Annotated in this window: 22 protein-coding genes, 4 tRNA genes and 1 riboswitch; of the genes, 20 read left to right on the top strand and 6 right to left on the bottom strand. The window is 39.5% G+C overall.

All coding sequences use genetic code 11. The features are described from left to right. Positions 1–58 precede the first annotated feature (58 nt). From dksA to thiC, 4 genes are all read right to left on the bottom strand, one after another. Positions 59–592, bottom strand: a complete 534-nt coding sequence (gene dksA, locus HYG88_RS10110; protein ID WP_004876369.1) for an RNA polymerase-binding protein DksA — start codon at positions 590–592, stop codon at positions 59–61. A 189-nt stretch (positions 593–781) separates the two neighbouring features. Continuing rightward, the gene (gene cpdA, locus HYG88_RS10105) at positions 782–1,597 is read right to left on the bottom strand and encodes a 3',5'-cyclic-AMP phosphodiesterase (protein ID WP_178883036.1); all 816 of its coding nucleotides are present in this window, start codon (positions 1,595–1,597) and stop codon (positions 782–784) included. 19 nt (positions 1,598–1,616) lie between these two features. Next, positions 1,617–2,228: an NUDIX domain-containing protein gene (locus tag HYG88_RS10100; RefSeq protein ID WP_005163115.1), complete on the bottom strand. Its 612-nt coding sequence runs from the start codon at positions 2,226–2,228 to the stop codon at positions 1,617–1,619. 75 nt (positions 2,229–2,303) lie between these two features. After that, positions 2,304–4,199 carry a phosphomethylpyrimidine synthase ThiC gene (gene thiC, locus HYG88_RS10095; RefSeq protein WP_178883035.1) on the bottom strand — a complete coding sequence of 632 codons (1,896 nt, stop codon included), beginning with the start codon at positions 4,197–4,199 and terminating at the stop codon, positions 2,304–2,306. A gap of 84 nt (positions 4,200–4,283) precedes the next feature. Next, a riboswitch (TPP riboswitch) is annotated at positions 4,284–4,404 on the bottom strand. Between the two features lie 146 nt (positions 4,405–4,550). Between thiC and phoU the strand changes: the two genes are divergently transcribed. Beyond that, on the top strand, positions 4,551–5,273 hold the full coding sequence (gene phoU, locus HYG88_RS10090) for a phosphate signaling complex protein PhoU (RefSeq protein WP_087536549.1): 723 nt from the start codon (positions 4,551–4,553) through the stop codon (positions 5,271–5,273). Positions 5,274–5,745: 472 nt separating this feature from the next. On the opposite strand, the gene HYG88_RS10085 is transcribed toward phoU, so the two are convergent. Next, a complete protein-coding gene (locus HYG88_RS10085; RefSeq protein ID WP_004773983.1) occupies positions 5,746–6,018 on the bottom strand; it encodes an oxidative damage protection protein in 273 nt (90 codons plus the stop codon). Between the two features lie 9 nt (positions 6,019–6,027). After that, entirely contained in the window at positions 6,028–7,461 is a 1,434-nt protein-coding gene (argH, locus tag HYG88_RS10080) for an argininosuccinate lyase (protein WP_178883034.1), read from the bottom strand. Between argH and HYG88_RS10075 the strand changes: the two genes are divergently transcribed. The 19 genes from HYG88_RS10075 to HYG88_RS09985 all read left to right on the top strand — a co-directional run. Further along, positions 7,452–8,594, top strand: a complete 1,143-nt coding sequence (locus HYG88_RS10075; protein WP_178883033.1) for a sensor histidine kinase — start codon at positions 7,452–7,454, stop codon at positions 8,592–8,594. The genes argH and HYG88_RS10075 overlap by 10 nt on opposite strands. A 58-nt stretch (positions 8,595–8,652) precedes the next feature. Further along, a complete protein-coding gene (locus HYG88_RS10070; RefSeq protein WP_087545162.1) occupies positions 8,653–9,393 on the top strand; it encodes a LytTR family DNA-binding domain-containing protein in 741 nt (246 codons plus the stop codon). Positions 9,394–9,496: 103 nt separating this feature from the next. Then, entirely contained in the window at positions 9,497–10,414 is a 918-nt protein-coding gene (gene hemC, locus HYG88_RS10065) for a hydroxymethylbilane synthase (RefSeq protein ID WP_178883032.1), read from the top strand. After that, positions 10,414–11,190, top strand: coding sequence for a uroporphyrinogen-III synthase (locus tag HYG88_RS10060; protein WP_178883031.1), 777 nt, complete (start codon positions 10,414–10,416; stop codon positions 11,188–11,190). Before hemC ends, HYG88_RS10060 begins: the two co-directional genes overlap by 1 nt. Then, positions 11,187–12,014 (top strand): hypothetical protein, encoded by an 828-nt coding sequence (locus tag HYG88_RS10055; protein ID WP_087547820.1) that lies wholly within the window; start codon positions 11,187–11,189, stop codon positions 12,012–12,014. The genes HYG88_RS10060 and HYG88_RS10055 overlap by 4 nt, the downstream gene beginning before the upstream one ends. Positions 12,015–12,021: 7 nt before the next feature. Further along, positions 12,022–13,215, top strand: coding sequence for a heme biosynthesis protein HemY (locus HYG88_RS10050; protein WP_178883030.1), 1,194 nt, complete (start codon positions 12,022–12,024; stop codon positions 13,213–13,215). A 7-nt stretch (positions 13,216–13,222) separates the two neighbouring features. Next, positions 13,223–13,660 carry a thioesterase family protein gene (locus HYG88_RS10045; RefSeq protein ID WP_178883029.1) on the top strand — a complete coding sequence of 146 codons (438 nt, stop codon included), beginning with the start codon at positions 13,223–13,225 and terminating at the stop codon, positions 13,658–13,660. Positions 13,661–14,050: 390 nt separating this feature from the next. Continuing rightward, entirely contained in the window at positions 14,051–14,377 is a 327-nt protein-coding gene (locus HYG88_RS10040; RefSeq protein ID WP_005163077.1) for an H-NS family nucleoid-associated regulatory protein, read from the top strand. A gap of 178 nt (positions 14,378–14,555) precedes the next feature. After that, positions 14,556–15,299 carry a type II secretion system protein N gene (gene gspN / locus HYG88_RS10035; RefSeq protein WP_087548412.1) on the top strand — a complete coding sequence of 248 codons (744 nt, stop codon included), beginning with the start codon at positions 14,556–14,558 and terminating at the stop codon, positions 15,297–15,299. Beyond that, positions 15,299–16,135, top strand: coding sequence for a type II secretion system protein N (locus HYG88_RS10030; RefSeq protein ID WP_087536558.1), 837 nt, complete (start codon positions 15,299–15,301; stop codon positions 16,133–16,135). The genes gspN and HYG88_RS10030 overlap by 1 nt, the downstream gene beginning before the upstream one ends. A gap of 41 nt (positions 16,136–16,176) precedes the next feature. Then, positions 16,177–18,435: a type II secretion system secretin GspD gene (gene gspD / locus HYG88_RS10025; protein ID WP_178883028.1), complete on the top strand. Its 2,259-nt coding sequence runs from the start codon at positions 16,177–16,179 to the stop codon at positions 18,433–18,435. A gap of 64 nt (positions 18,436–18,499) precedes the next feature. Further along, the gene (locus HYG88_RS10020; protein ID WP_178883027.1) at positions 18,500–19,123 is read left to right on the top strand and encodes an FHA domain-containing protein; all 624 of its coding nucleotides are present in this window, start codon (positions 18,500–18,502) and stop codon (positions 19,121–19,123) included. Between the two features lie 69 nt (positions 19,124–19,192). Further along, positions 19,193–19,885, top strand: a complete 693-nt coding sequence (locus HYG88_RS10015; protein ID WP_178883026.1) for a phosphoglycolate phosphatase — start codon at positions 19,193–19,195, stop codon at positions 19,883–19,885. An 82-nt stretch (positions 19,886–19,967) separates the two neighbouring features. Continuing rightward, complete coding sequence (trpE, locus tag HYG88_RS10010; RefSeq protein WP_178883025.1) at positions 19,968–21,461, top strand: anthranilate synthase component I; 1,494 nt, start codon at positions 19,968–19,970, stop codon at positions 21,459–21,461. 99 nt (positions 21,462–21,560) lie between these two features. Further along, positions 21,561–21,636: transfer RNA gene (locus HYG88_RS10005), tRNA-Thr, on the top strand. A gap of 52 nt (positions 21,637–21,688) precedes the next feature. Then, positions 21,689–21,772: transfer RNA gene (locus tag HYG88_RS10000), tRNA-Tyr, on the top strand. Positions 21,773–21,805: 33 nt separating this feature from the next. Continuing rightward, positions 21,806–21,881 (top strand) — tRNA-Gly (locus HYG88_RS09995). Positions 21,882–21,892: 11 nt separating this feature from the next. After that, positions 21,893–21,967: transfer RNA gene (locus tag HYG88_RS09990), tRNA-Thr, on the top strand. Positions 21,968–22,131: 164 nt separating this feature from the next. Further along, positions 22,132–22,363 (top strand): GTP-binding protein (locus tag HYG88_RS09985; protein WP_228151811.1); only part of this gene is annotated, 232 nt, incomplete at its 3' end.

Below are 22,363 nucleotides of genomic sequence, written 5' to 3'. Positions count from 1 at the left end.
TCAAACATTATAAATTTTCGGTACTCCTCCCTTTTTAAAGGGAGGTCGGGTGGGATTATTAACCGTTATTTTGCTTTTCTTTGATTTCAGCCAAAGTTTTGCAATCGATACATTGAGTTGCTGTTGGTCGAGCTTCTAAGCGACGCAAACCAATTTCGATACCACAGGTTTCGCAGAAACCATAATCACCGCTTTGAATTGTTTCAAGAGATTGTTCGATTTTACGAATAAGTTTGCGCTCACGATCACGTGTACGTAGCTCAATCGCGAACTCTTCTTCTTGAGTTGCTCGGTCATTGACATCAGGTAGTGCACTTGATTCATCTTGCATTGTATTCAATGTGCGATCAACTTCAGACATTAACTCAGCTTTCCATGCATTTAGGATTTGGCGGAAATGCTCAAGTTGTCCATCAGACATGTATTCTTCATTTTTTTTCGGCTGATAAGGTTCGATTCCAAACAAGCTAGCAGTTGTACCGCCTTCAGAAGCTTTTGGTTTGGTTTTGCGTACACGTTTTACAGTCGATTTTTGATCGTCGATCACTGCTGTCTGTTCGTCCAAGACTTGATTTTGGTTGTCATTCGCCATATAGGGCATTCCTCATCATACACGTACTATCTATACGCAAAAAATATGGTGATATGCAAGTGTTTTTATAGAAACCGAAGATGGTTTTTTCCATCAAGGGTCGACATCATATAGAGTTTTTGAGCAAGATGGTAGTCATTCCTGTCTAGATTTAGTGAGAAATCTAGGATGTGATTTGTAATCAAAAGTTTAGTCATATCCCAAGACTTCAGAGCTATTCATTCGCTGTGAAGTTGATAAACGATAGACCTGAGTTTCGATTTCTCCGTTTGCTTTGAGTTTAATAAAGCGGTAACCCGGATGTTCTTCATCAAGTGCGAACTTATCACTTTTAGGTTTGAATTGTATGCAGGTTGATGGCGTTGATAAAAATTGAATATCTTGCCATGTGTTAATAGAATCTTGGTGGACATGACCACAGATGATGGCTTTGATATTTGAAAAAGGTTGAATGGTTTCGAGTAAATCAGATGAGTTCTTTAGTTTATGTTGATCAATCCAAGCAGATTCCATCGCAAAAGGATGGTGATGGCAGGCAATCATAATATGACGATCATGATGTTTTTTTAATAATTCTGTTAATTGTTCAAGGCCAGTCTCTGCAATTTTGCCATCAATTCTGGTTGGCTGTGCACTATTGAGTAAAATAATGCACCAATCGCCGATTTCTACAACAATAGGTTGATGCGGATCTGCTCCATGAAAAGGGAAGTGAGATACATCATCATGATTGCCAGGCGTCTGAAAAAAGGGAATACCTATACTCTGCATATGCTTAAGATAGCGATCATAAGTCACAGTTGTTGGGTTTTGTGCTAAATCTCCAGTATGCACAATCATATCGATCTGCGGATGTTGTTGGCGCATCAAGTCAATTACTGCATGAAAGCTTTGTTCAGGGTGCATCCCGACAAACTCTAAATGCGGATACTCCAATAAATGGGTATCAGTAATTTGTATAATCACAAAATCTTTTTGTGATAATTTTGAGACTTGAAAAGTCACCGTCTTACCCCTTTCAGATTTATTGTCGTTGTATATGTTGACTAAGCCATTGTAATGCCATGATGACAGGGGCATTCTTCAAGCGATTATTTTTGAATAACATGGTGATTTCAGCGTAATCAAACAAATGGAGTTGAATATCTTCTCCTTCATCTGGAACGCCAAAGATGCCACCACTGCTTGGTAAATCAACTTCTGCAGCATATAAATGAAAAAACTCAGCGCATGCACCAGCAGAAGGATAAAAACTGAATAAATGCTGCAATTCATTAATTTCGCAGCCTGATTCTTCTAGACTTTCACGACGAATACAGGTTTCTGGAGATTCATTTCCATCCAGTACACCCGCAATGATCTCAAGTTGCCATGCTGACTCGGAGTCATTTAATGCACCAACTCGGAATTGTTCAATAAGTGCGAAACGTTGTTGTTGATTGTTATAAAGTAAAACGCCAGCAGCTTCTGGACGATGTATAAGTTCACGCTGAATAATTGGTGAATATTCAGATCGATGAAATAGTCGGTGCGTAAGATTCACTTTCTCAACTTGAATGAATCCTCGGAATAAAAACTCCCGAGATTCTATCGTAACGTCGGATGCTGAATAGCTGGCGTGGTCAAGAATATTCATCTTCAATCAGGATGAGATTGTACATATCTCATCCTAACCGAGATTGATTCGTGGGCAAATCTTTTTTTAGTCGATTTACAGCTTGTGGTACAATTTTAGACCATGTTCCTGATAAGCGGTTTTCATTGCATTGAGACCTGCTTCAACATCTTTTTCAGCATCATTTGACTGCTTGGCATTGTGCTGATTTTGTGCATAATCTCGCACATTCTGCGTGATTTTCATCGAGCAAAATTTTGGTCCGCACATAGAACAGAAATGTGCAGATTTGTGTGCTTCTTTGGGTAAAGTCTCATCGTGCATGCTACGTGCTGTATCAGGGTCTAAACTGAGGTTGAACTGGTCATCCCATCGGAATTCGAAACGTGCTTTCGACAATGCATTATCACGAACTTGAGCACCCGGATGACCTTTGGCTAAGTCTGCTGCATGTGCTGCAATTTTATAAGTGATAATGCCGTCTTTGACGTCTTTTTTGTTTGGTAAACCTAAGTGCTCTTTCGGTGTGACATAACACAGCATTGCTGTGCCATACCATCCAATCATTGCAGCACCAATTGCAGAAGTAATATGGTCATAACCTGGTGCGATATCGGTGGTGAGTGGACCAAGTGTATAGAAAGGTGCTTCTTTACAAACTTCAAGTTGTAGAACCATATTTTCTTTAATCATATGCATAGGCACATGACCGGGGCCTTCAATCATCACCTGAACATCATGTTCCCAAGCACGGTGTGTCAATTCACCTAAGGTTTTAAGCTCACTGAATTGAGCCTCATCATTTGCATCTTGAATACAGCCTGGACGTAAACCATCACCTAAGCTAAATGAAACGTCATAGGCTTTCATGATTTCACAGATTTCATCGAAATGCGTATACAAGAAGTTTTCTTGATGATGCGCAAGACACCACTGCGCCATAATTGAACCGCCACGAGAGACAATCCCTGTGAGACGATTTGCGGTCATAGGCACATAGCGTAATAACACACCTGCGTGAATAGTGAAATAATCTACACCTTGTTCAGCTTGCTCAATCAACGTGTCTTTAAAGATTTCCCAAGTGAGATCTTCCGCGACACCATCTACTTTTTCCAAAGCTTGATAAATTGGAACAGTACCGATCGGAACAGGTGAATTACGGATAATCCATTCTCGGGTTTCATGAATATTCTTACCTGTCGATAAGTCCATGATCGTGTCGGCGCCCCAACGCGTTGCCCATGTCATTTTAGCAACTTCTTCATCAATCGATGAACCTAGAGCGGAGTTCCCAATATTGGCATTAATTTTTACTAAAAAGTTGCGACCAATGATCATTGGTTCAATTTCAGGATGATTAATGTTGGCAGGAATAATTGCACGACCTGCGGCAACTTCTTGACGCACGAATTCAGGTGTAATTTCTCTTAAATTCTGAGCACCAAAGTTTTGTCCTGCATGCTGACGCATGTCTACGCCGTCACCTTGGCGTTGATTTTCACGAATTGCAATATATTCCATTTCAGGCGTAATAATGCCCTGTTTCGCATAATGCATTTGCGTAACATTTTTCCCTGCCTTAGCTCGACGAGGGTTTTGAATATGAGCAAAACGAATGTCAGCAGTACGAATATCTTTTAAGCGAGCCTGACCAAAATCAGAACTTAAACTTGAGAGTACATCGGTATCATCACGTTCTTCAATCCAAGTTTGGCGGACAGAAGGTAGACCTTGATTTAAATCAATTTGGACATCAGGATCGGTATAAACACCCGATGTGTCATAAACCATAACAGGAGGATTATATTCACCCCCTAAACCTGTCGGCGTTTCTGTCAAGCTAATTTCGCGAAATGGAACTTGGATATCGGGGCGAGAACCTTCAACATAAACCTTGCGTGAAGCAGGTAAAATACGGGTTAAATCTTTAGCATCTTGCTCATGTTGAGCAGAAATATCAGCAGAGGGAAGATTCGTTAATTGGTTCATGGCATGATCCTTATGTATTACATTAACGAATCAAGCACGAGCAAAAACGATAGCGCATTTATCTCTTTGATAAATAAAGGCGAGGCTTTTGTTGGGCTTGATTCCTACGCAGGTGTTAACCTGATCAGGTTCAACGGTACTCATCTTTAAATCTTGCGATTAAGATAATCTCAGCAGTTAATTAACTGCGCTCCGTCAAGCTAGGTATTTAGACTAACAGATTTTTAGATTTTTGTTTTATCAATTCGCAGCAATCGACTTTTGGCTCAGCTGTGTTATTGTCATAAAAGTTTCATCATTGCTGTGTTTTAATCACCAATCATTTTTCCATGTGTCTAGTGGAGGCATACTGTGAGTCCAAGTAATCCTGTGTTAAGTCACCATATTTCTTCACAATTTAATGAAGACTTACAAGATGTACATACCAAATTTATGACCATGGGTGGCTTAGTAGAGCAGCAGGTTGCAAATGCAATTCATGCTTTATTAGACACAGATGAAAATTTGGCGATTGATGTTCAATTTAAAGATAATGTTGTTAATCAATATGAGCGTGATATTGATGAAGGTTTGACCTTGATTCTCGCCCGCCGTCATCCTGCTGCAATTGATTTGCGTATGGTCATTGCGATGAGCAAAGCAAATACAGATTTAGAGCGGATTGGTGACGAAGCTTCAAAAATTGCTCGTATTGCGCAAAATTTATGTGAAGAAGGTGAGTCTCCACGCGGTTATATGGAAACACGCCATATTGGTAACCAAGTGCGTGTTATGATTCATGATGCTTTGGATGCTTTCGCGCGTTTAGATGTTGATCAGGCTTTAAAAGTGGTGATGGCAGACGTGGATATTGATCGTGAATATCAGTCTGCAACACGAACTTTGATGACCTACATGATTGAAGACCCACGCCATATTACGCGTGTGATTAATGTGATGTGGGTATTGCGTTCGCTTGAGCGAATTGGCGATCATGCCCGTAATATTTCAGAGCAAGTTATTTATATGGCAAAAGGGATGGATGTACGTCATACCAGTATTGAAGAAATCGAACAAAAAGTGAATCAAAAATAATCATCAAATAAAGATTCAAAGCTGCTACATAATGAGCAGCTTTTTTTATTGCCATACGTTGCATAAAGTCATCGCAAATGAAGTAATCATTAGATAAATTTTAAGAGTAGTCATCCAATAATTTCTCAAAATCCTAAGGTATTTTTTATTGTGGGGTTAGCGTAATTTGAATAACGTTGCTGGGCAATTGATTGACCTAATATAACCGTGAATATGATTTTTATATAAATTGATATCATACAAATAAAAAAATCCCAGACTTCGGGGGAAAGTCTGGGAGAGAAATATCATGTGTTACTTGAGATATCGAACTATCTCTTTTTGCTTCTGATATTCAATATAAGCGGAGAGTGTTAATCTGTCATGTAGACAACTGTGTATACTCTGTAAACCTTTATTACTTATGTAAATGTCACGTAAAAAGAGAGCTATATTTAGCTCTCTTTTATTCAGTGGCGTTAGTTGAAACGATTTACTTTTGTTCCGTCCAACCTTCTGCTTTTTCAACACTTTCGTCATTGTTGAAGAACTTCTCCCGTTGCTCTTCAAGAAACTTCTTCGCATCGGGTTCAAATACATTGAGGCGTTTTTCGTTAATGAGCGTGGTTTGGTGTTTTAACCATTCTTGCCAAGCCTGTTTTGAAACCGTCTCAAAGAATTCTTGACCTTTTGCACCTGGGAATGGTGCAAAGTCTAAACCTTCAAGCTCTTGTTTATATTTGCGGCAAAATACTTGTCTCGTCATGATTTATCCTTAAGCGTATAACTGTTCTAGGCGAGTGTGTGCACGAGTAATGGCTGCTTCAACTTGTTTTGGCGATGTCCCGCCGATATGATCACGCGCATTTACAGAAGCTTCTAAAGTTAAGGCTTTATCAAATACATCTGCTTCGATCAAATCAGAGAATTGTTGAAGCTGTTCCAGTGTCAATTCAGATAAATCTTTTTCTTCAGCGACACCAAGCGCAACTGCTTTACCTACAATTTCGTGTGCATCACGGAAAGCAACACCTTTCTTCACAAGGTAATCAGCAAGGTCAGTTGCTGTAGAGAAACCACGAAGCGCTGCTTCACGCATAATTTCAATGTTTGGAACGAGTGCAGGCACCATATCTGCAAAGGCCATCAAGCAACCACGAACGGTATCAATTGAATCAAACAAAGGCTCTTTATCTTCTTGGTTGTCTTTGTTATATGCCAATGGTTGACCTTTCATTAGTGTTAATAAACTAATCAAATCACCAAACACGCGACCTGATTTACCACGTACTAACTCAGGAACATCTGGGTTTTTCTTCTGCGGCATGATAGATGAGCCCGTACAGAAGCGGTCTGGAATGTTGACGAACTTGAATTGAGCCGAAGTCCATAAAATCAGTTCTTCTGACATACGGGACAAATGCATCATAATCAAAGATGCCGCCGCATTAAATTCAATGGCAAAGTCACGATCAGAAACAGCATCAAGCGAATTTTCAGAAACAGCTTCGAAACCCAATAATTCGGCTGTATATGCGCGATCAATTGGGTAGGTTGTTCCTGCTAAGGCTGCTGAACCGAGTGGCATGCGATTAACACGCTTGCGACAATCTTGAAGGCGTTCAGTATCGCGAACCAACATCTCAAACCAAGCCAATAGGTGATGACCAAATGTTACTGGCTGAGCTGTTTGTAAATGAGTAAAACCAGGCATAATCGTATTGGTATTTTTGCTTGCCAGACTGAGTAGGCCTTTTTGTAAGCGTAGTAATAGACCTAAAATGTCATCAATTTCATCGCGTAAATATAAACGGATGTCAGTTGCAACTTGGTCATTACGGCTACGACCTGTATGTAATTTTTTACCTGTGATGCCGATACGTTGAGTCAAGCGAGACTCAATGTTCATATGTACGTCTTCTAAATCAATACGCCATTCGAAATTACCTGCTTCGATTTCAGCCTTGATTGTATTTAAACCTTGGATAATATCATCACGCTCAGCCTCGGTCAGTACACCAACTTTAGCAAGCATGGTTGCATGTGCAATCGAACCTGCAATATCTTGTTTATAAAAACGTTGGTCAAATTGAACAGATGCGGTAAATTCTGCAACAAATGCATCTGTTGCTTCAGAGAAGCGACCGCCCCACATTCCAGAGGTTTGATTAGGGCTTGCTGAAGAAGAGGATTGAGAAGATGTGGTCATGGCGGCTCAGTAAAATAAAAAAGAGTATAGCAAATCCAAACGTAGTTGCTGAAATTCGACGCAAGAAGTTATCGAAAACACGTCAAATGAGTCCAGTAGGGTCCTATTTTTTTACGAAAATAAGGCAATCGCAACACTTATTGGAATTAATTGTAGCAAGTAATGTTTTGGCAATGGTACTCGCACTTGCAGAAGCCCGTTCTTGGCAAGCAGTGGAAAGTATCCGAGTTTTTCAATACATGCTTTTTATTAACTGGATAATTTTATCGTTTTCTGCTTTTGTTGACTATTTTCAAGAGTTTTTTGTCAAATTTAGTCAGAAAATGGCGTTAATTTTAGGTTTTATTTTTCTTCAACTTATTGTTTTACTTACCACGTGTGTCATTAATATAATTCAATATTGGGGTTCATCAACAAATAACTTTTCTGAAGATATCTTATTTCAAGGTGTAAGTCTGCATTTGGGATATGGCATCTTGCTTGGTGCTTTCTGTTTGCGTTATCTCTATATGCGAGAGCAATGGATGAATCAGCAATATAGTGAGCTGAATGCGCGGATTCAAGCCATGCAAGCACGTATTCATCCTCACTTCTTATTTAATAGTTTAAATAGTGTCGTGAGTTTGATTTCAATTGATCCTGACAAAGCAGAAAACATGCTGATTAACTTGTCACGATTATTCCGCGCCAGTTTTCAAGAATTGAAATTGGTGAGTTTGGCTGAAGAAATTGACTTGTGTCAGCAATACTTAAGTATTGAAAAATTACGTTTAGGAGAGCGTTTAAAGGTAGAATGGAATATACAGGCGACGTCTTTAGAGTTAAAACGAGTCACGATTCCATTATTAACATTGCAACCTTTGCTAGAGAATAGTATTTTTCATGGGGTAGAAAAAGTTTTACAGCCCTCAACCATTAGTGTATTGGTTGAAATATTGCAAAATCAAGTCAGTATAGTCATTACTAACCCTTATTCTCACGATACAATAAAATCGAGACAAGGGAATGGTCTTGCAATAGATAATGTGAAGCAACGTCTAAAAGCCTATTACGGACAGACAGTGAAGTTTCAGGTTTATGGGGGAGTATCGTTATATACCACGGTGGTAAGTTATCACTATCGAGTAAAATAATAAGTTAAGTTAACCATAAAAAATGACGGATGAAGTTAACGGTGACAAGGAGGAGAGGATGAAAGTTCTGATTGCTGATGATGAACCTCTCGCAGTAGAGCGTTTGTCACGTTTAGTGACCCAAATGGGTCATGAAGTGATTGCGACGGCGCATCATGGGCAGGATGTGTTAAACCATATTGAAAATGATTCGCCCGATGTTGTTCTATTAGATATTCAAATGCCTGGAATGAATGGATTGGAGTGTGCTGAGCAGATCAGTCATCTTAGCCCTCGTCCAGCTATTATTTTTTGTACGGCATATGATCAACACGCATTGGAAGCGTTTAAGTTTCAAGCACAGGGATATTTGCTCAAGCCTATTGCACAACAAGATTTACAACAGGTGTTCAATAGTCTGACGCAACTTACACAAGCACAAATGACTGGTTTACAACAACAAGACGATATGTACGATACTAAAACTCAACGCCATCAAATTGCTGCGAAAACTTATCGCGGGGTCGAACTTATACCAATAGAGAATATTTACTATTTTCTAGCAGATCAGAAATATGTCACTGTGCGTCATCGGAATGGCAGTGTATTAATTGATGAAACTTTAAAAGATCTAGAATCTGAGTTTTCAGATCGTTTTATTCGAATTCATCGTAATGCTTTAGTTTCTCTTGATTATTTAGAACGGTTGGAACTGATTGCGGCTGGTCAGTATCAGGTTAGATTACGTGAGCTAGATGAACGCCTATCTGTAAGTCGCCGTCATTTACCAAGCTTAAGAGAATGTATGCATCAATTATAAAATATTGAGCTTAAGTCAGATGAAAAATCAGTTTTTGCTTGCAATTTTAGGTGAGCAAGTTAAGTTTGAAACAATTGTTTTGATCCATGCTTAACTTGAATTTATGAAGACCTTAAAAATTGCGACTCGACAAAGCCCTCTTGCACTTTGGCAGGCGGAGCATATTCGCTCCCGTTTAAATGCGCTTTATCCAGATTTAACGGTTGAGTTGCTTAAGTTTGTGACGCAGGGTGATAAAATTCTAGATACACCTTTGGCAAAAATTGGTGGTAAAGGATTATTCGTTAAAGAACTGGAAGCTGCTTTGTTAGAGGGTCGCGCTGATTTGGCGGTCCATTCAATGAAAGACGTGCCAATGCACTTACCCGAAGGTTTAACGCTCGCTGTGACTTGTGAGCGAGAAGACCCACTTGATGCCTTTGTTTCGAATCATTACCAAAGTTTTGATGAGTTACCTCAAGGTGCCAAATTAGGTACATCTAGTTTGCGTCGCAAATGCCAGATTTTACAAATACGTCCTGATTTAGAGATTATTGACTTACGTGGCAATGTGGGGACGCGTTTATCAAAACTTGATGATGGTTTATATGATGCGATCATTTTAGCCAGTGCAGGATTAAAGCGTTTAGGTTTGGCAGATCGAATTCGTCATTGTTTAGCGCCTGTTTTAAGTTTACCTGCTGTTGGTCAGGGTGCATTGGGCTTAGAGTGTCGTGCAGATGATGTGGAATTATTAAAAATCATTCAACCATTACAGCATGAAGAAACCTCAATTTGTGTGCGTGCAGAACGTGCGTTTAATGCCTATCTAGAAGGTGGTTGTCAAGTTCCAATCGCAGGATATGCAACTTTAGCCAATGATCAGCTCAGCATAGAAGGTCGTGTGGGAAGTGTTGATGGAAAAATCTTACTAAAACAACAATTGGTTGGAACTTCAGAAGATGCTGAACAATTAGGTGAACAACTTGCACAATGCTTATTGGAGCAAGGTGCAGGTGAATTGTTAAAAGCGCTTTATTAATGCTTTTTATTAATACGCGCCCTGAAGATCGTGCTGTGAACTTAACGCAAGCATTGTTGGAAGTGGGTCATCAGGTTATCAATCTGCCATTGTTGGAACTTGTAGCTGAACCTTTTTCGGGGCATTTACGTGAACTGTATCAGCAACTTGAGCAGGTGCAAGTTATTGTTGTTGTCAGCCCGACCGCTGTTGATGTCGGTATGCAATATTTACAACAACAAAAGATATCCTTAGATCAACTTAAGCATGTGCAATGGATCGCAGTGGGTCAAGCAACTGCCCAAGCACTCGCAAAATTTGATATAGACAGCCACATCCCTGAGGTTGAAAATTCGGAAGGTATGCTAGAGCTTCCAATATTAAATCAACAAGTACATTTGGATAAAGTTGCTTTTTGGCGTGGTCTTGGGGGGCGGCAGTTTATGATGCAGCAGTTGCAACAGCAAGGTGTCGAGATTCTTAATTTTGTTCTTTATCGTCGCCAATGCCCAATTCAAAGTGTTAGGCTTTTTCCAAAAATTTTAAAAAAAATAATGCCAAGTCAACCTGTTATGGTGTTGATTAGTAGTGAAGCGAGTTGGAATAATTGGCAGCAGCTTTGTGGTCAAAATAATATGGATGCGAAATGGATATATTTGGCGCTAGGTGAGCGTTTAGCACAGCTACTCAAAAATGCACGGTTGCAAACACATCAAGAGATTAACATTATTCAGCTTGATAATTTATCTATATCAGAGATTATTCAACGTATCGGTGCTTGGCAAGGACGTATATGAGAAAGATTGTTTACCTGATTTTATTACTAAGTTTATTATGGTTAGCCAAACTTAGTTATGACGTAGCACAATATTCTCAGATCGTTCCTCAACTCCAGCAACAGCTTACACAGCAGCAGCAACGTTATTCTTTGCTGAATGATCAATTTGTCGCTGTGCAGCGACAATTACAAGATGCTCATTTATCTGACCCTTCAGAAGCTTCGAGCTTACCCAGTATGGTCACGGGTGTAGCTCCTGTTATATTAATCAAACAGCAATTACAGTTAGTTCAATTCGCAATAGATCAACAGCAGTTCATTTATGCGATTGATCAATTAAATCAAGTACAGCAGCATATTGTCCAATATACGGTTTCTCCTGCTTTACAGCATAGTTTGATGAAAGCGATCGAACAGGATAAACAAGCTATTCAACATTATGTGCTTATGCAAACCCAACAGCAGCAACAGATTGATACTTTATTGCAGCAATTGGATCAAAAGCTTTTACAAGAAGTGCATAACCCAACTATTAAAATGCAAAAAGCTGAAGCCTCTTCATGGTGGTCTTGGTTCAAATTTGAAAAGGTGCAGCGTACACAGCCTGATTTAATCAATCGCCATCTCATTTTAAAAGAAGCTCAGTTACGTTTACTTCTTGCTTCACAAGCCTTACATCAAGGACAAGCATCTGAGTATCGCAAATCCGTTCAAGAGGTAATTCGATTATTCTCAATTTTACCTGATCAAAACAGTCAAATGATCAAGCAAAAATTAGAAAAGCTGTTAAATCTTTCAGTTATTTCGACACCTAAATTAACGACCCTTGGTTTACTGGGGTAATGTAATTATGAAACAACTGGTGTTCATTTATTTACTTGTAAGCCTATTATTTTTTGCTATGTTTGCCATGCTGAGCTATGGCTACGGTAATGGCTATGTTTATATTTACTGGCGCGATTGGCAGTTCCAAAGCAGTTTATGGGGCTTAATCGCACTTTTTATTGTGATTAGTTTATTCGCACAGTTGTTATGGTTTGTGAGTCGCAGATATTTTGCGCGAGAACAGCGTAAGAAAGAAAATATTTTACAATTTAAAGATCTACATCCATATGAGCAGCTCGGTATAGTCTGGCTGCTTGATGCGGCAAAAGAACAGCAGGGATTTATTGAGCGTGTTTTTGCTCAATCAGGATTGCTGAGTAATATTGTTGATGCACAATTTGATTATAAAAATGGTGACTATCAACTCGCTTTGCAGAAACTAGAGAAATCAGCACCGATGGCCTTTGAGCTGGCAGAACTACAGCGGATCGATATTTTCTTAGAACAACATGAAACAGAAAAAGCATTAACCCATCTAGAATTCCTTGCACAGCATCAACTTTCACCTTGGTTGGCTGAGATTGAAACTGCTTATCAACAACGCATTACTGTTTTGTGGGGCAAACTTGCCTTACAACAGCCTTGGTTATTTTTACAATCAATTCAGCATGGTTTATTAAGTGCAGAACATCGAGATCTCTGGTTGCAACAATTACTCATACAGTTTGATCAAGCATCTGTGGATGACTTAGCTGCACTGCAACAGCGGTATATTGCTCTAGAGAATGAAATTCAAGCACGACCATATAGTAGTAAGGTTTTGTGGTTAAAATTATTGGCACGTATGCCAGAAATGGGATTGCAGCATGAGGATCTTGCATTGCATTTATTGCAAGAAAATTTCGATCCAGAGGTTTTTTATCTTTGGTTCCAACAGCAACTACTGAAGCAAATTCCCGATTATAGCTATGTTGAGCAACGTATTATTCAACTAGAACAGCGTTACACGAGTGTTCCAATGTTGACCTTTGCAAAATGGCATATTTATGTTGCAACTCAACGTTTAGAAGAAGCTGAGCAGTTATTAACTTTATATCCTGATAATATATTAATGAGCTATTTGCGGATTAAATCAACGCTTGGAGATAATCTGGATTTGATCATGCAGTTGAATTTAATCTTTGAAAATGATGTTAATTTTTTAAACTTTAAGATATGAGTGAGATATGAAAGACCTGTCTGTCTATCCTGTTGTACATCGACAAACAATTGCTTGGGGTGATATGGATGCTTTTGGGCATGTAAATAATGTGCAGTATTATCGCTATATTGAGAGTGCACGAATTGCTTATTTAATGGCATTAAATATATTTGATCAAGATATAGTGACGGTGGTAGCCTCTAGTCAATGTAAGTATTTAAAGCCAGTATTTTATCCTGATGTGCTGCATATTGGTGCACGTATTGAGGAGCTCAGAAATAGTGCTTTTCGAATGCATTATAGTTTATGGAGTGAAACACAAAACCAAATCGTTGCAACAGGAGAGGCAGTGATGGTTTGTGTTGATAAAGTAACCTCCAATAAACAAGCTATTCCTGAATTGATTAAACAAAATATTATTGCTATTGAACAAAGTGTTGGAAATAATCTTGCATTAAAATAATTTTATAAAGACTATTATGTCTATATTTATTTTGAGTGCGTTAATCTCATATAACTTATCTTTTTATTTTGTGAATTAATTCATAGATAGTCTAGATTTGTTATATGGAATTCAACCTATAGAAAGCATCAAGAATTAAGGTAAAATTAATATTCATCAGGTTCTAAAAATTATTTCATCATTTTAAAAAAAATTAATACAATGGATTTAATCAAATGCACTTAAGTTTTTTGTTTTATTGTAAGTATAAGATGATTTATGGTTGTATTGTGATTAATTTGACTAATTTAATATTGATTATTTAATTGTATATAAATTACTATGGCAATAGAATTTTTGAATTCTTTTTTATTTTGAGTGATATATTTCTTTTGAGTTGGAGTGGTTCTAATGAAACCAGATATTAGTGATTTATCTGTAGAAGACTTAAAACGTTTACAGGTAGAAGCGGAAGCTTTAATCGCAAGCAAAAAAGATCAAGCAATTGAAGATGCTTATAATGAAATTATTGCAATAGCTGAAGCAGTTGGTTTTAGTGTTGAAGAGTTATTGGAGTTAGGTGAGCAAAAGCGTAAGAAGACAACGCGCAAAGCAGTAGAACCACGTTACCGTAATAAAAATAATACAGAAGAAACTTGGACTGGTCGTGGTAAACAGCCACGTTGGTTAGTTGCTGAATTAGAGAAAGGCGCAAAACTTGAAGATTTTCTAATCTAAGCAAGTTTTACTCGTCATCGTTCTGTCATACGATGATTCTATGCTTCATTAAAGCCAAGCTTAAAAAGCTTGGTTTTTTTATATGAGAGAATTGGCGATGTTGAAAAAGTATGCATAATGTCATTCAGGGGCGAGTGTCTCTAAAAGGATGATAATTTGTGCATTTGGTAAGGGTGGAATGAAGAAAAATACCAAACAATGGAAGTGGTGGGTTTTCGCCATTTTTGCATTTTTAATTTTTATTATTTTACAAATTCCAGCAACATGGTTAATTGCGAAATTTTCTAAAGATAATCAAATCTTACATAATGTTAGCGGCAATATTTGGCAGGGACAAGCGGATTGGCAAAAAGGTCAGTTACGTGGTTCTGTACATTGGAAAACACGTCCTTTAGATTTATTAATGTTGCGTCTTGGCGCAAATCTCGATATTCACAGCGGGAATACCCAATTTAATGGTATTTTTGGTTACGGTTTAGGTCAAAAGATTTTGATCAAAGATTTGCAAGGTGAAATTGCACCTGAGACTTTAAAGTATTTTGCCAATTGGCAGTGGCCTGAGAATTCAATTCAACTTAAAGATGTACAGTTTAATTATCAAAAAGAAAAAGGTTTTACTGCAACTGAAGGTAAATTGCACTGGGGTGGTGGTGAATTGAATTATACCTTTGGTCAACGCCAAGATCGTATGAATATGCCTTCATTGACTGCGGAAATGAAAGATGAAAATGGACAATTGCAAATAGATGTTCGGGATCAGCAAAGTCAGAAAATGGCGAATCTAAGTTTAGACCCGAATCTTATGCTCGATATTCAATTGACACAGCGGATGTTATTAAATGTACCATCTTATCAAGGTAAAGCGGGACTCGACACTTACGTGATTAGTTCTCGCCAACCATTGTTGCAAGGTGGTTTTTAATGAAAACAATAGCACAAAAACTACAGCAGTTTCGTTGGCAGCAATTCGATAAAACAAGTGCTTTTATCCTAACTTTACTCATTTTATGGTTGTGTTGGAAGTTAGCTTCTTTATTCTGGTTGGTTGTGGCTCCACCTCAGCCGATGCAGTTTGATCGTGTTGCATTGGGTTCACAACAGGCGCAAGTTCCTAATATTAGTTCTTTTGCACTATTTAATGAACCTGCTACTACGACAGCACAAGATAATGTCAATGTGGAGTTGCAGGGCGTATTGTTGGGTTATCCAAGCTATTTGTCATCGGCGGTTATTAAGTTAAACGATACTGCTGAACGTTATCGTGTTGGTGAAACCATCGGTTCAACTTCCTATCAACTAGCGGAAGTGTATTGGGACCATGTCATTCTGAAGCAGGATAATGGTGCAACACGAGAAGTTAAATTTAAGGGTTTAGATAATGGTTTATACCAGCCAATTGCCCCTGTATTAAACCCTCAAGCTGCAACACCTCAAACACCTACACCTGCTCAAAACTCATCACAATCTGCGCTGGGACAAGCCATCCAACAAATGCAGGAAAATCGTGAGCAGTATTTAAAAAATATGGGAGTGAGTGGTGGTGGTTCAGACGGTTACGAAATCTCAGATCGAACACCAACGAATTTAAAAAATACCTTGGGTTTGCGGTCTGGTGATCGTATTCTATCGATCAACGGTCAGACAGTCGGGCAGGGTCTTAGCGAAGTGCAATTATTAGAGCAAGTACGTCGTGAAGGACATGCCAAAATAGAAATAAAACGTGGTGATCAAGTGATGACCATACAACAAAGTTTTTAGTGATAACACGTCATCACATTAGTTAGGAATAAGTGCAGGTTATGGCTTTCTTGAATCATCAACGTCCACTTTGGGCACTACTTGCTGCCGCGCCTTTGGTTGCGACCATCAGTACCAATGTGCAAGCACAAACATGGAAGATTAATCTACGTGATGCGGATTTAACGGCATTTATTAATGAAGTCGCTGATATTACGGGTAAGAACTTTGCTGTTGATCCTCGTGTGCGCGGGAACGTTACAGTTATTTCCAATAAACCTCTCAATAAAGATGAGGTCTATGACCTATTTTTAGGTGTGTTGAATGTTAATGGTGTGGTTGCACTTCCATCAGGTAATACGGTCAAGTTAGTTCCTGATAGCAATGCTAAAAACTCAGGAATTCCTTACGATGCTCGAAGTCGTGCAGGTGGGGATCAAATTGTTACTCGTGTCATTTGGTTGCAAAACACGAACCCAAATGATTTGATTCCTGCGTTACGACCATTGATGCCGCAATTTGCACATTTGGCTGCTGTGGCTGGCACCAATGCTTTGATCGTTTCAGATCGTGCGACGAATATTTATCAACTTGAAAATATTATCCGTAATTTGGATGGTACAGGGCAAAATGATATTGAAGCGATCAGTTTGCAATCAAGTCAGGCTGAAGAAGTTATTGGTTTGCTCGAAACCATGAGTGCAACAGGTGCCTCGAAAGATTTTATTGGTTCGCGTGTGCGAATTATTGCAGATAATCGAACCAATCGTATTTTAATTAAGGGTGATCCTGATTCACGCAAACGTTTACGCCAGATGATTGAAATGCTCGATGTTCCATCGGCAGATCGCTTGGGTGGTTTAAAAGTATTCCGTTTGAAATATGCGAGTGCCAAGAACTTAGCTGAAATTCTACAAGGTTTAGTCACAGGGCAGTCAGTTTCGTCCTCATCAAATTCTAGTGCTAGTAAATCGAACTCAATTAGCAATCTAGTTTCAAATAATCAAAATTCGGGTTCATCGACGGGAACTTCAACTTCTTCAATTTCCACGCCGTCAATTAATCTTAACAATAGCAATAATAATAGCCAAAATAGTGGTGTTACAAGCTTTAATAGTGCTGGTGTGAGTATTATTGCAGATAGCACTCAAAATGCTTTAGTTGTTAAAGCTGATCCGCAATTGATGCGTGAAATTGAGGCAGCCATTCAGCAGTTAGATACTCGACGTCAGCAAGTCTTGATTGAGGCTGCCATTATTGAAATTGTAGGTAGTGATGCTGATCAACTTGGTGTGCAATGGGCATTAGGTGATCTCAATAGCGGTGTTGGGTTAATTAACTTTTCGAATGTTGGTTCTAGTATCTCTAAGCTCGCAGCAGGCTACCTAACAGGTGGGGCAGCAGGTGCCGGTTCCGCACTCGGTACAGGTTCATCTATTATTTTGGGTGACTACAAAGAAGGTGCGAATGGCTCTCGTAAATTATATGGTGCTCTCATTCAAGCGCTAAAAGAAAATAAAAAATCAAATTTATTGTCTACACCATCCATCGTGACTATGGATAATGAAGAAGCGTATATTGTCGTAGGGCAGAATGTTCCATTTGTAACAGGTTCAGTTGCGACGACTGGAAACAGTACGGTGAATCCTTACACAACTGTTCAGCGTAAAGATGTGGGTGTTACTTTAAAGGTGATCCCTCATATCGGTGAAGGTGGTTCTGTTCGACTTGAAGTGGAGCAAGAAGTTTCAAACGTTGAAAATAGTAAGGGTCAGGCTGCTGACTTGGTGACAAGTAAACGAGCGATTAAAACTTCAGTTCTCGCAGATCATGGGCAAACAGTCGTGTTAGGTGGCTTGGTTACCGATCAGACTGATGTTAGTCGTCAAAGTTTGCCTGTTCTTGGGGATATTCCTTATCTTGGTCGTTTGTTCCGTTCAGATAGTCGTGGCAATGAAAAACGTAATTTACTTGTATTTATCCATCCAACCATAGTGGGTGATGCTGAGGATGTGCAACGTATATCTCAACAACGTTATAACCAGCTATACAGTCTCCAATTGTCTATGGATAAAAATGGTAATTTTGCAAAATTACCTGAAAATGTTGCGGATATTTATCGCCCACAACCTGCGGTAAGTAGCTCACCATACCAAAAAGTTCCAACAACAACGCAAAAAGAGGCTGTGGTTATCACAAAGCCTGTCGTTGTAGTTGAGCCTCAAATACAACGAAAAACGGTGCAGCTTCCAGCCAAAGCAACTGAACGCAGTAAACATACAGTGACAACCACGACGATTCGTCCTGCGTCTTCACAGTAGATGCACAGAAGCGCTTATGTCACAATGTTATGATTGAAAGAAATTATGATAAGGATAAACATCTATGACTTGGAGATTACAAGCCATTACAGGTGAATTTACAGGGCAAGAGATTAGTATTGAGCGTGACATGCTGGTGGGGCGGGATCAGGACGCTGAAATTTTGTTGCAGCTCAAGGACATTTCACGAAAACATGCTGCATTACTGTTTAGAGATGACCATGTTTGGGTAAAAGATTTAAAGTCTACAAATGGAACATTTGTGAATGGTGAGCGTGTTGAGCAGGAACAGGAAATAGAATTGCATGATGGGGATATGCTCCAGTTTGCCAGTTTTATATTTATGGTTCTTGCTCCTGAGCGTTATAAGGCTGATTTACCTGAAATTGAAGTTGAGCCAGTAGCGGCAACGAATCACGATGCGGGTATGCCAACGCTTGCAGAGCGAGCTGCGGAGACTTCGATTAATCGAGATGGTATGCCACAACAAGTTGGAATTCCAAAACCAGCACCAATTCCTGAAGGTATTGATGTTCAGGCTGCTGCTGAACAGCAACCGATCGCGATTGAAGAACCTATTTCTCGTGTTCAACAAGAAATTGAACAGCAAAAAAATGCATCGATTGGTTTAATTTCAATTGTTGTACTCATCATTTTAGCTGTGATTGCTTGGTTATTCTTTAAATAATTATATTAACCTTTTACAATCAAGGCATGCTCATATGGGCGTGCCTTTTTATTTCTTGAGTCGAAATCTATGTCTGTTGCTCAGTTACAACAACGAAGTTTAATTTTATTTGATCTGGATGGGACGCTTGTGGACTCAGCGGCTGATTTATATCGAGCAATGAATCTAAGTTTGGAAAAGCTGGCATTACCATTGGTAACAGAGGTGCAGATTCGAGCTTGGGTAGGCAAGGGTGCGGCTAAACTATGTGAGACTGTCTTGGAGCATTTGTTTGGGCAGATTGATGCCCAGCAGCAGAAGCAATTGCTTGAGACTTTTGTTGAGATTTATGAACAAGAATTATGTGTAAACACCAACGTATATGAAGGTGTTTTACCATTTTTGGATTACTGCCAACAGCATAATATTACGATGGCTTGCGTAACTAACAAACCAGAGCATTTAGCGCAAGGTATCCTCGATATTTTGCAGTTAAGCCCATATTTTAAGATGGTGGTTGGTGGTGATAGTTTAGCTGAACGTAAACCTCACCCTTTGCCTTTACTACACTGTATGCAGCAACAAAATATTACAGCGTCACAAGCTTTGATGATCGGTGATTCGAGTAATGATGTGGAAGCCGCTAGACGTGCAGGTATTGATTGTATTGTGGTCAGCTATGGCTATAATCATGGGGAAAGTATCTATGACTGTCAGCCACAGCAAGTGGTCGATAGTTTGGCAGAATTGATAGAAGATGATTTAGTCAGGAGACAAGCATGAAGTTTGTTATGGTTTTTCGATGGCGGGCTTGAGAAGGCACTACAGAAAAAACGCACAGAAATTAAAACCATAGAGAAGATTCATGACGACCTTAGTACAATTTGAGCAATTAAAATCAGCAGGCTATAACACCATTCCTGTGTATCGCCAACGTTTAGCCGATACAGAAACCCCACTTTCTGTTTTTGCACGTTTTAAAGAACAAAAACAAGCTTATCTCTTTGAGTCCGTTGAAGGGGGGGAGAATTGGGCGCGCTATTCAATGATTGGTTTAGGGGAGTCAATTGTTTTTTCCTGTAATGCAGGTGTATTGACCATTCAGCAAGCTGATGGCTTGCTTCGCCAGCAAGACTGCGCTGATCCATTTCAGTATATCCGTGATTTTCAAAGTCAATTTAAGGTGCCAACCCAAGTTGAATTGCCTGAGTTACCAAGTTTTACTGGTGGCTTGGTTGGGTATTTGGGGTATGACGCGGTACGTTATATCGAACCAAAACTTAAAAACGTTCCCACGGCTGATCCTGTGACGTTGCCAGATCTTTGGTTAATGTTGTCTCAAACCGTGATTGTGTTTGATAATTTAAAGGACACTTTGTTTTTAATTCATCACGCAGATTCGAGTCAGCCTGATGCCTATAAGAAGGCTCAGCAGAAGCTGGATCAACTTGAGCAGTTGCTCGCTACGCCTGTCAGCTTACAAGCGAAACCTCATACTGCGCCACATTTCGAATCCATTACGGGTAAAGAAAGGTTTCTAGAAACCGTTGAGAAAGTAAAAGAGTTTATCCGTGCAGGCGATGTGATGCAGGTTGTGCCTGGTCAACGTATGGTGTCTGATTTTGATGGTGAGGCTTTACAAGTTTATCGTGCATTGCGCCATCTCAATCCATCGCCGTATTTATTTCTGGTGCAAGGACAAACACTCACAGATGAAAAGCCATTTCATATCGTGGGTTCTTCTCCAGAAATTCTTTCACGCTTAGAAAATGGTATTGCAACAGTACGTCCTTTGGCTGGAACACGACCACGTGGTAAAACTAAGGAAGAAGATCTTGCCTTGGAACAAGATTTACTCGCAGATGAAAAAGAGATTGCTGAGCATCTCATGCTAATCGATTTAGGTCGCAATGATGTTGGTCGCGTTTCTAAAATTGGTAAAGTGCAAGTAACTGATCGTATGGTGATTGAGCGTTATTCTCACGTCATGCATATCGTGTCTAATGTGCAGGGTGAAGTACGTGATGACGTGGATGCTTTAGATGTGTTTAAAGCAACCTTTCCTGCTGGAACCCTTTCAGGCGCACCAAAAATCCGCGCTATGGAAATTATTGATGAAGTAGAGCCAGTTAAACGTGGTGTATTTGGTGGTGCTGTAGGTTATTTAGGCTGGCATGGTGAAATGGACATGTCGATTGCGATTCGTACCTGTGTGATTCGTGATAAAAAGGTCTATGTACAGGCAGGGGCAGGCTTAGTTGCAGACTCAAATCCTGAATCAGAGTGGAATGAAACCCAAATAAAAGCTCGCGCAGTGATCAAAGCGGTTGAATTATCATCAAACGGATTGATTTTATGAGTTTTTAACGGTTTTTTTGAAAAAACCACTTGCATCGATTCAGAGTTTTGCTAAACTGCACACCGTTCCGATACGAAACGTACGAAACACTAAGAAAGAGCCGGCATAGCTCAGTTGGTAGAGCAACTGACTTGTAATCAGTAGGTCCACAGTTCGAATCCGTGTGCCGGCACCATCTTAAAGTGTGGTAGTGTAGCGTAAAGAACAGCACTGTGTAAGTGTGATATGGTGAGATTCCCGAGCGGCCAAAGGGGGCAGACTGTAACTCTGCTACGAAAGTTTCGAAGGTTCGAATCCTTCTCTCACCACCATCTAACTTCGATTGAAGTGGTAAGTACCAACATGCGGGAGTAACTCAGTTGGTAGAGTGGCAGCCTTCCAAGCTGCATGTCGCGAGTTCGATCCTCGTCTCCCGCTCCATCGAAGATGTCGCTCTTATAGCTCAGTGGTAGAGCACTCCCTTGGTAAGGGAGAGGTCTCGAGTTCAAATCTCGATAAGAGCTCCAGATATACAGCTTAGTAGAATTTCTACAAAATTTTTAAAGAAGCAGGCTATTATAGTCTGCTTTTCAAGTATTGGGTGTCTAGTTTTTTAGGCGAATGTCGATAAAGAAAGTTTTTCAGGGTTGTTTTTCTCTAAACTGGTGTCGACGTAAATGAGGAAAATCAAATGGCTAAGGCTAAGTTTGAACGTAATAAACCACACGTAAACGTGGGTACAATTGGTCACGTTGACCATGGTAAAACAACTTTAACTGCTGCGATTGCAACTATCTGTGCAAAAACTTACGGCGGTGAAGCGAAAGATTACTCACAAATCGACTCAGCTCCTGAAGAAAAAGCACGTGGTATTACAATTAATACTTCACACGTAGAATACGATTCTCCAATCCGTCACTACG

This window comes from Acinetobacter sp. SwsAc4 (assembly GCF_013391535.1).
GTDB lineage: Bacteria > Pseudomonadota > Gammaproteobacteria > Pseudomonadales > Moraxellaceae > Acinetobacter.
This window is presented reverse-complemented; position numbering and strand designations above follow the sequence as displayed.

Bases quoted from the DNA above. Each gene is read 5' to 3' on its own strand.
- dksA (WP_004876369.1), bottom strand. From the start codon at position 592: ATGGCGAATGACAACCAAAATCAAGTCTTGGACGAACAGACAGCAGTG.
- HYG88_RS10100 (WP_005163115.1), bottom strand. From the start codon at position 2,228: ATGAATATTCTTGACCACGCCAGCTATTCAGCATCCGACGTTACGATA.
- thiC (WP_178883035.1), bottom strand. From the start codon at position 4,199: ATGAACCAATTAACGAATCTTCCCTCTGCTGATATTTCTGCTCAACAT.
- HYG88_RS10085 (WP_004773983.1), bottom strand. From the start codon at position 6,018: ATGACGAGACAAGTATTTTGCCGCAAATATAAACAAGAGCTTGAAGGT.
- HYG88_RS10075 (WP_178883033.1), top strand. From the start codon at position 7,452: ATGTGGTCATGGCGGCTCAGTAAAATAAAAAAGAGTATAGCAAATCCA.
- argH (WP_178883034.1), bottom strand. From the start codon at position 7,461: ATGACCACATCTTCTCAATCCTCTTCTTCAGCAAGCCCTAATCAAACC.
- HYG88_RS10070 (WP_087545162.1), top strand. From the start codon at position 8,653: ATGAAAGTTCTGATTGCTGATGATGAACCTCTCGCAGTAGAGCGTTTG.
- hemC (WP_178883032.1), top strand. From the start codon at position 9,497: ATGAAGACCTTAAAAATTGCGACTCGACAAAGCCCTCTTGCACTTTGG.
- HYG88_RS10060 (WP_178883031.1), top strand. From the start codon at position 10,414: ATGCTTTTTATTAATACGCGCCCTGAAGATCGTGCTGTGAACTTAACG.
- HYG88_RS10055 (WP_087547820.1), top strand. From the start codon at position 11,187: ATGAGAAAGATTGTTTACCTGATTTTATTACTAAGTTTATTATGGTTA.
- HYG88_RS10050 (WP_178883030.1), top strand. From the start codon at position 12,022: ATGAAACAACTGGTGTTCATTTATTTACTTGTAAGCCTATTATTTTTT.
- HYG88_RS10045 (WP_178883029.1), top strand. From the start codon at position 13,223: ATGAAAGACCTGTCTGTCTATCCTGTTGTACATCGACAAACAATTGCT.
- HYG88_RS10040 (WP_005163077.1), top strand. From the start codon at position 14,051: ATGAAACCAGATATTAGTGATTTATCTGTAGAAGACTTAAAACGTTTA.
- gspN (WP_087548412.1), top strand. From the start codon at position 14,556: ATGAAGAAAAATACCAAACAATGGAAGTGGTGGGTTTTCGCCATTTTT.
- HYG88_RS10030 (WP_087536558.1), top strand. From the start codon at position 15,299: ATGAAAACAATAGCACAAAAACTACAGCAGTTTCGTTGGCAGCAATTC.
- gspD (WP_178883028.1), top strand. From the start codon at position 16,177: ATGGCTTTCTTGAATCATCAACGTCCACTTTGGGCACTACTTGCTGCC.
- HYG88_RS10020 (WP_178883027.1), top strand. From the start codon at position 18,500: ATGACTTGGAGATTACAAGCCATTACAGGTGAATTTACAGGGCAAGAG.
- HYG88_RS10015 (WP_178883026.1), top strand. From the start codon at position 19,193: ATGTCTGTTGCTCAGTTACAACAACGAAGTTTAATTTTATTTGATCTG.
- trpE (WP_178883025.1), top strand. From the start codon at position 19,968: ATGACGACCTTAGTACAATTTGAGCAATTAAAATCAGCAGGCTATAAC.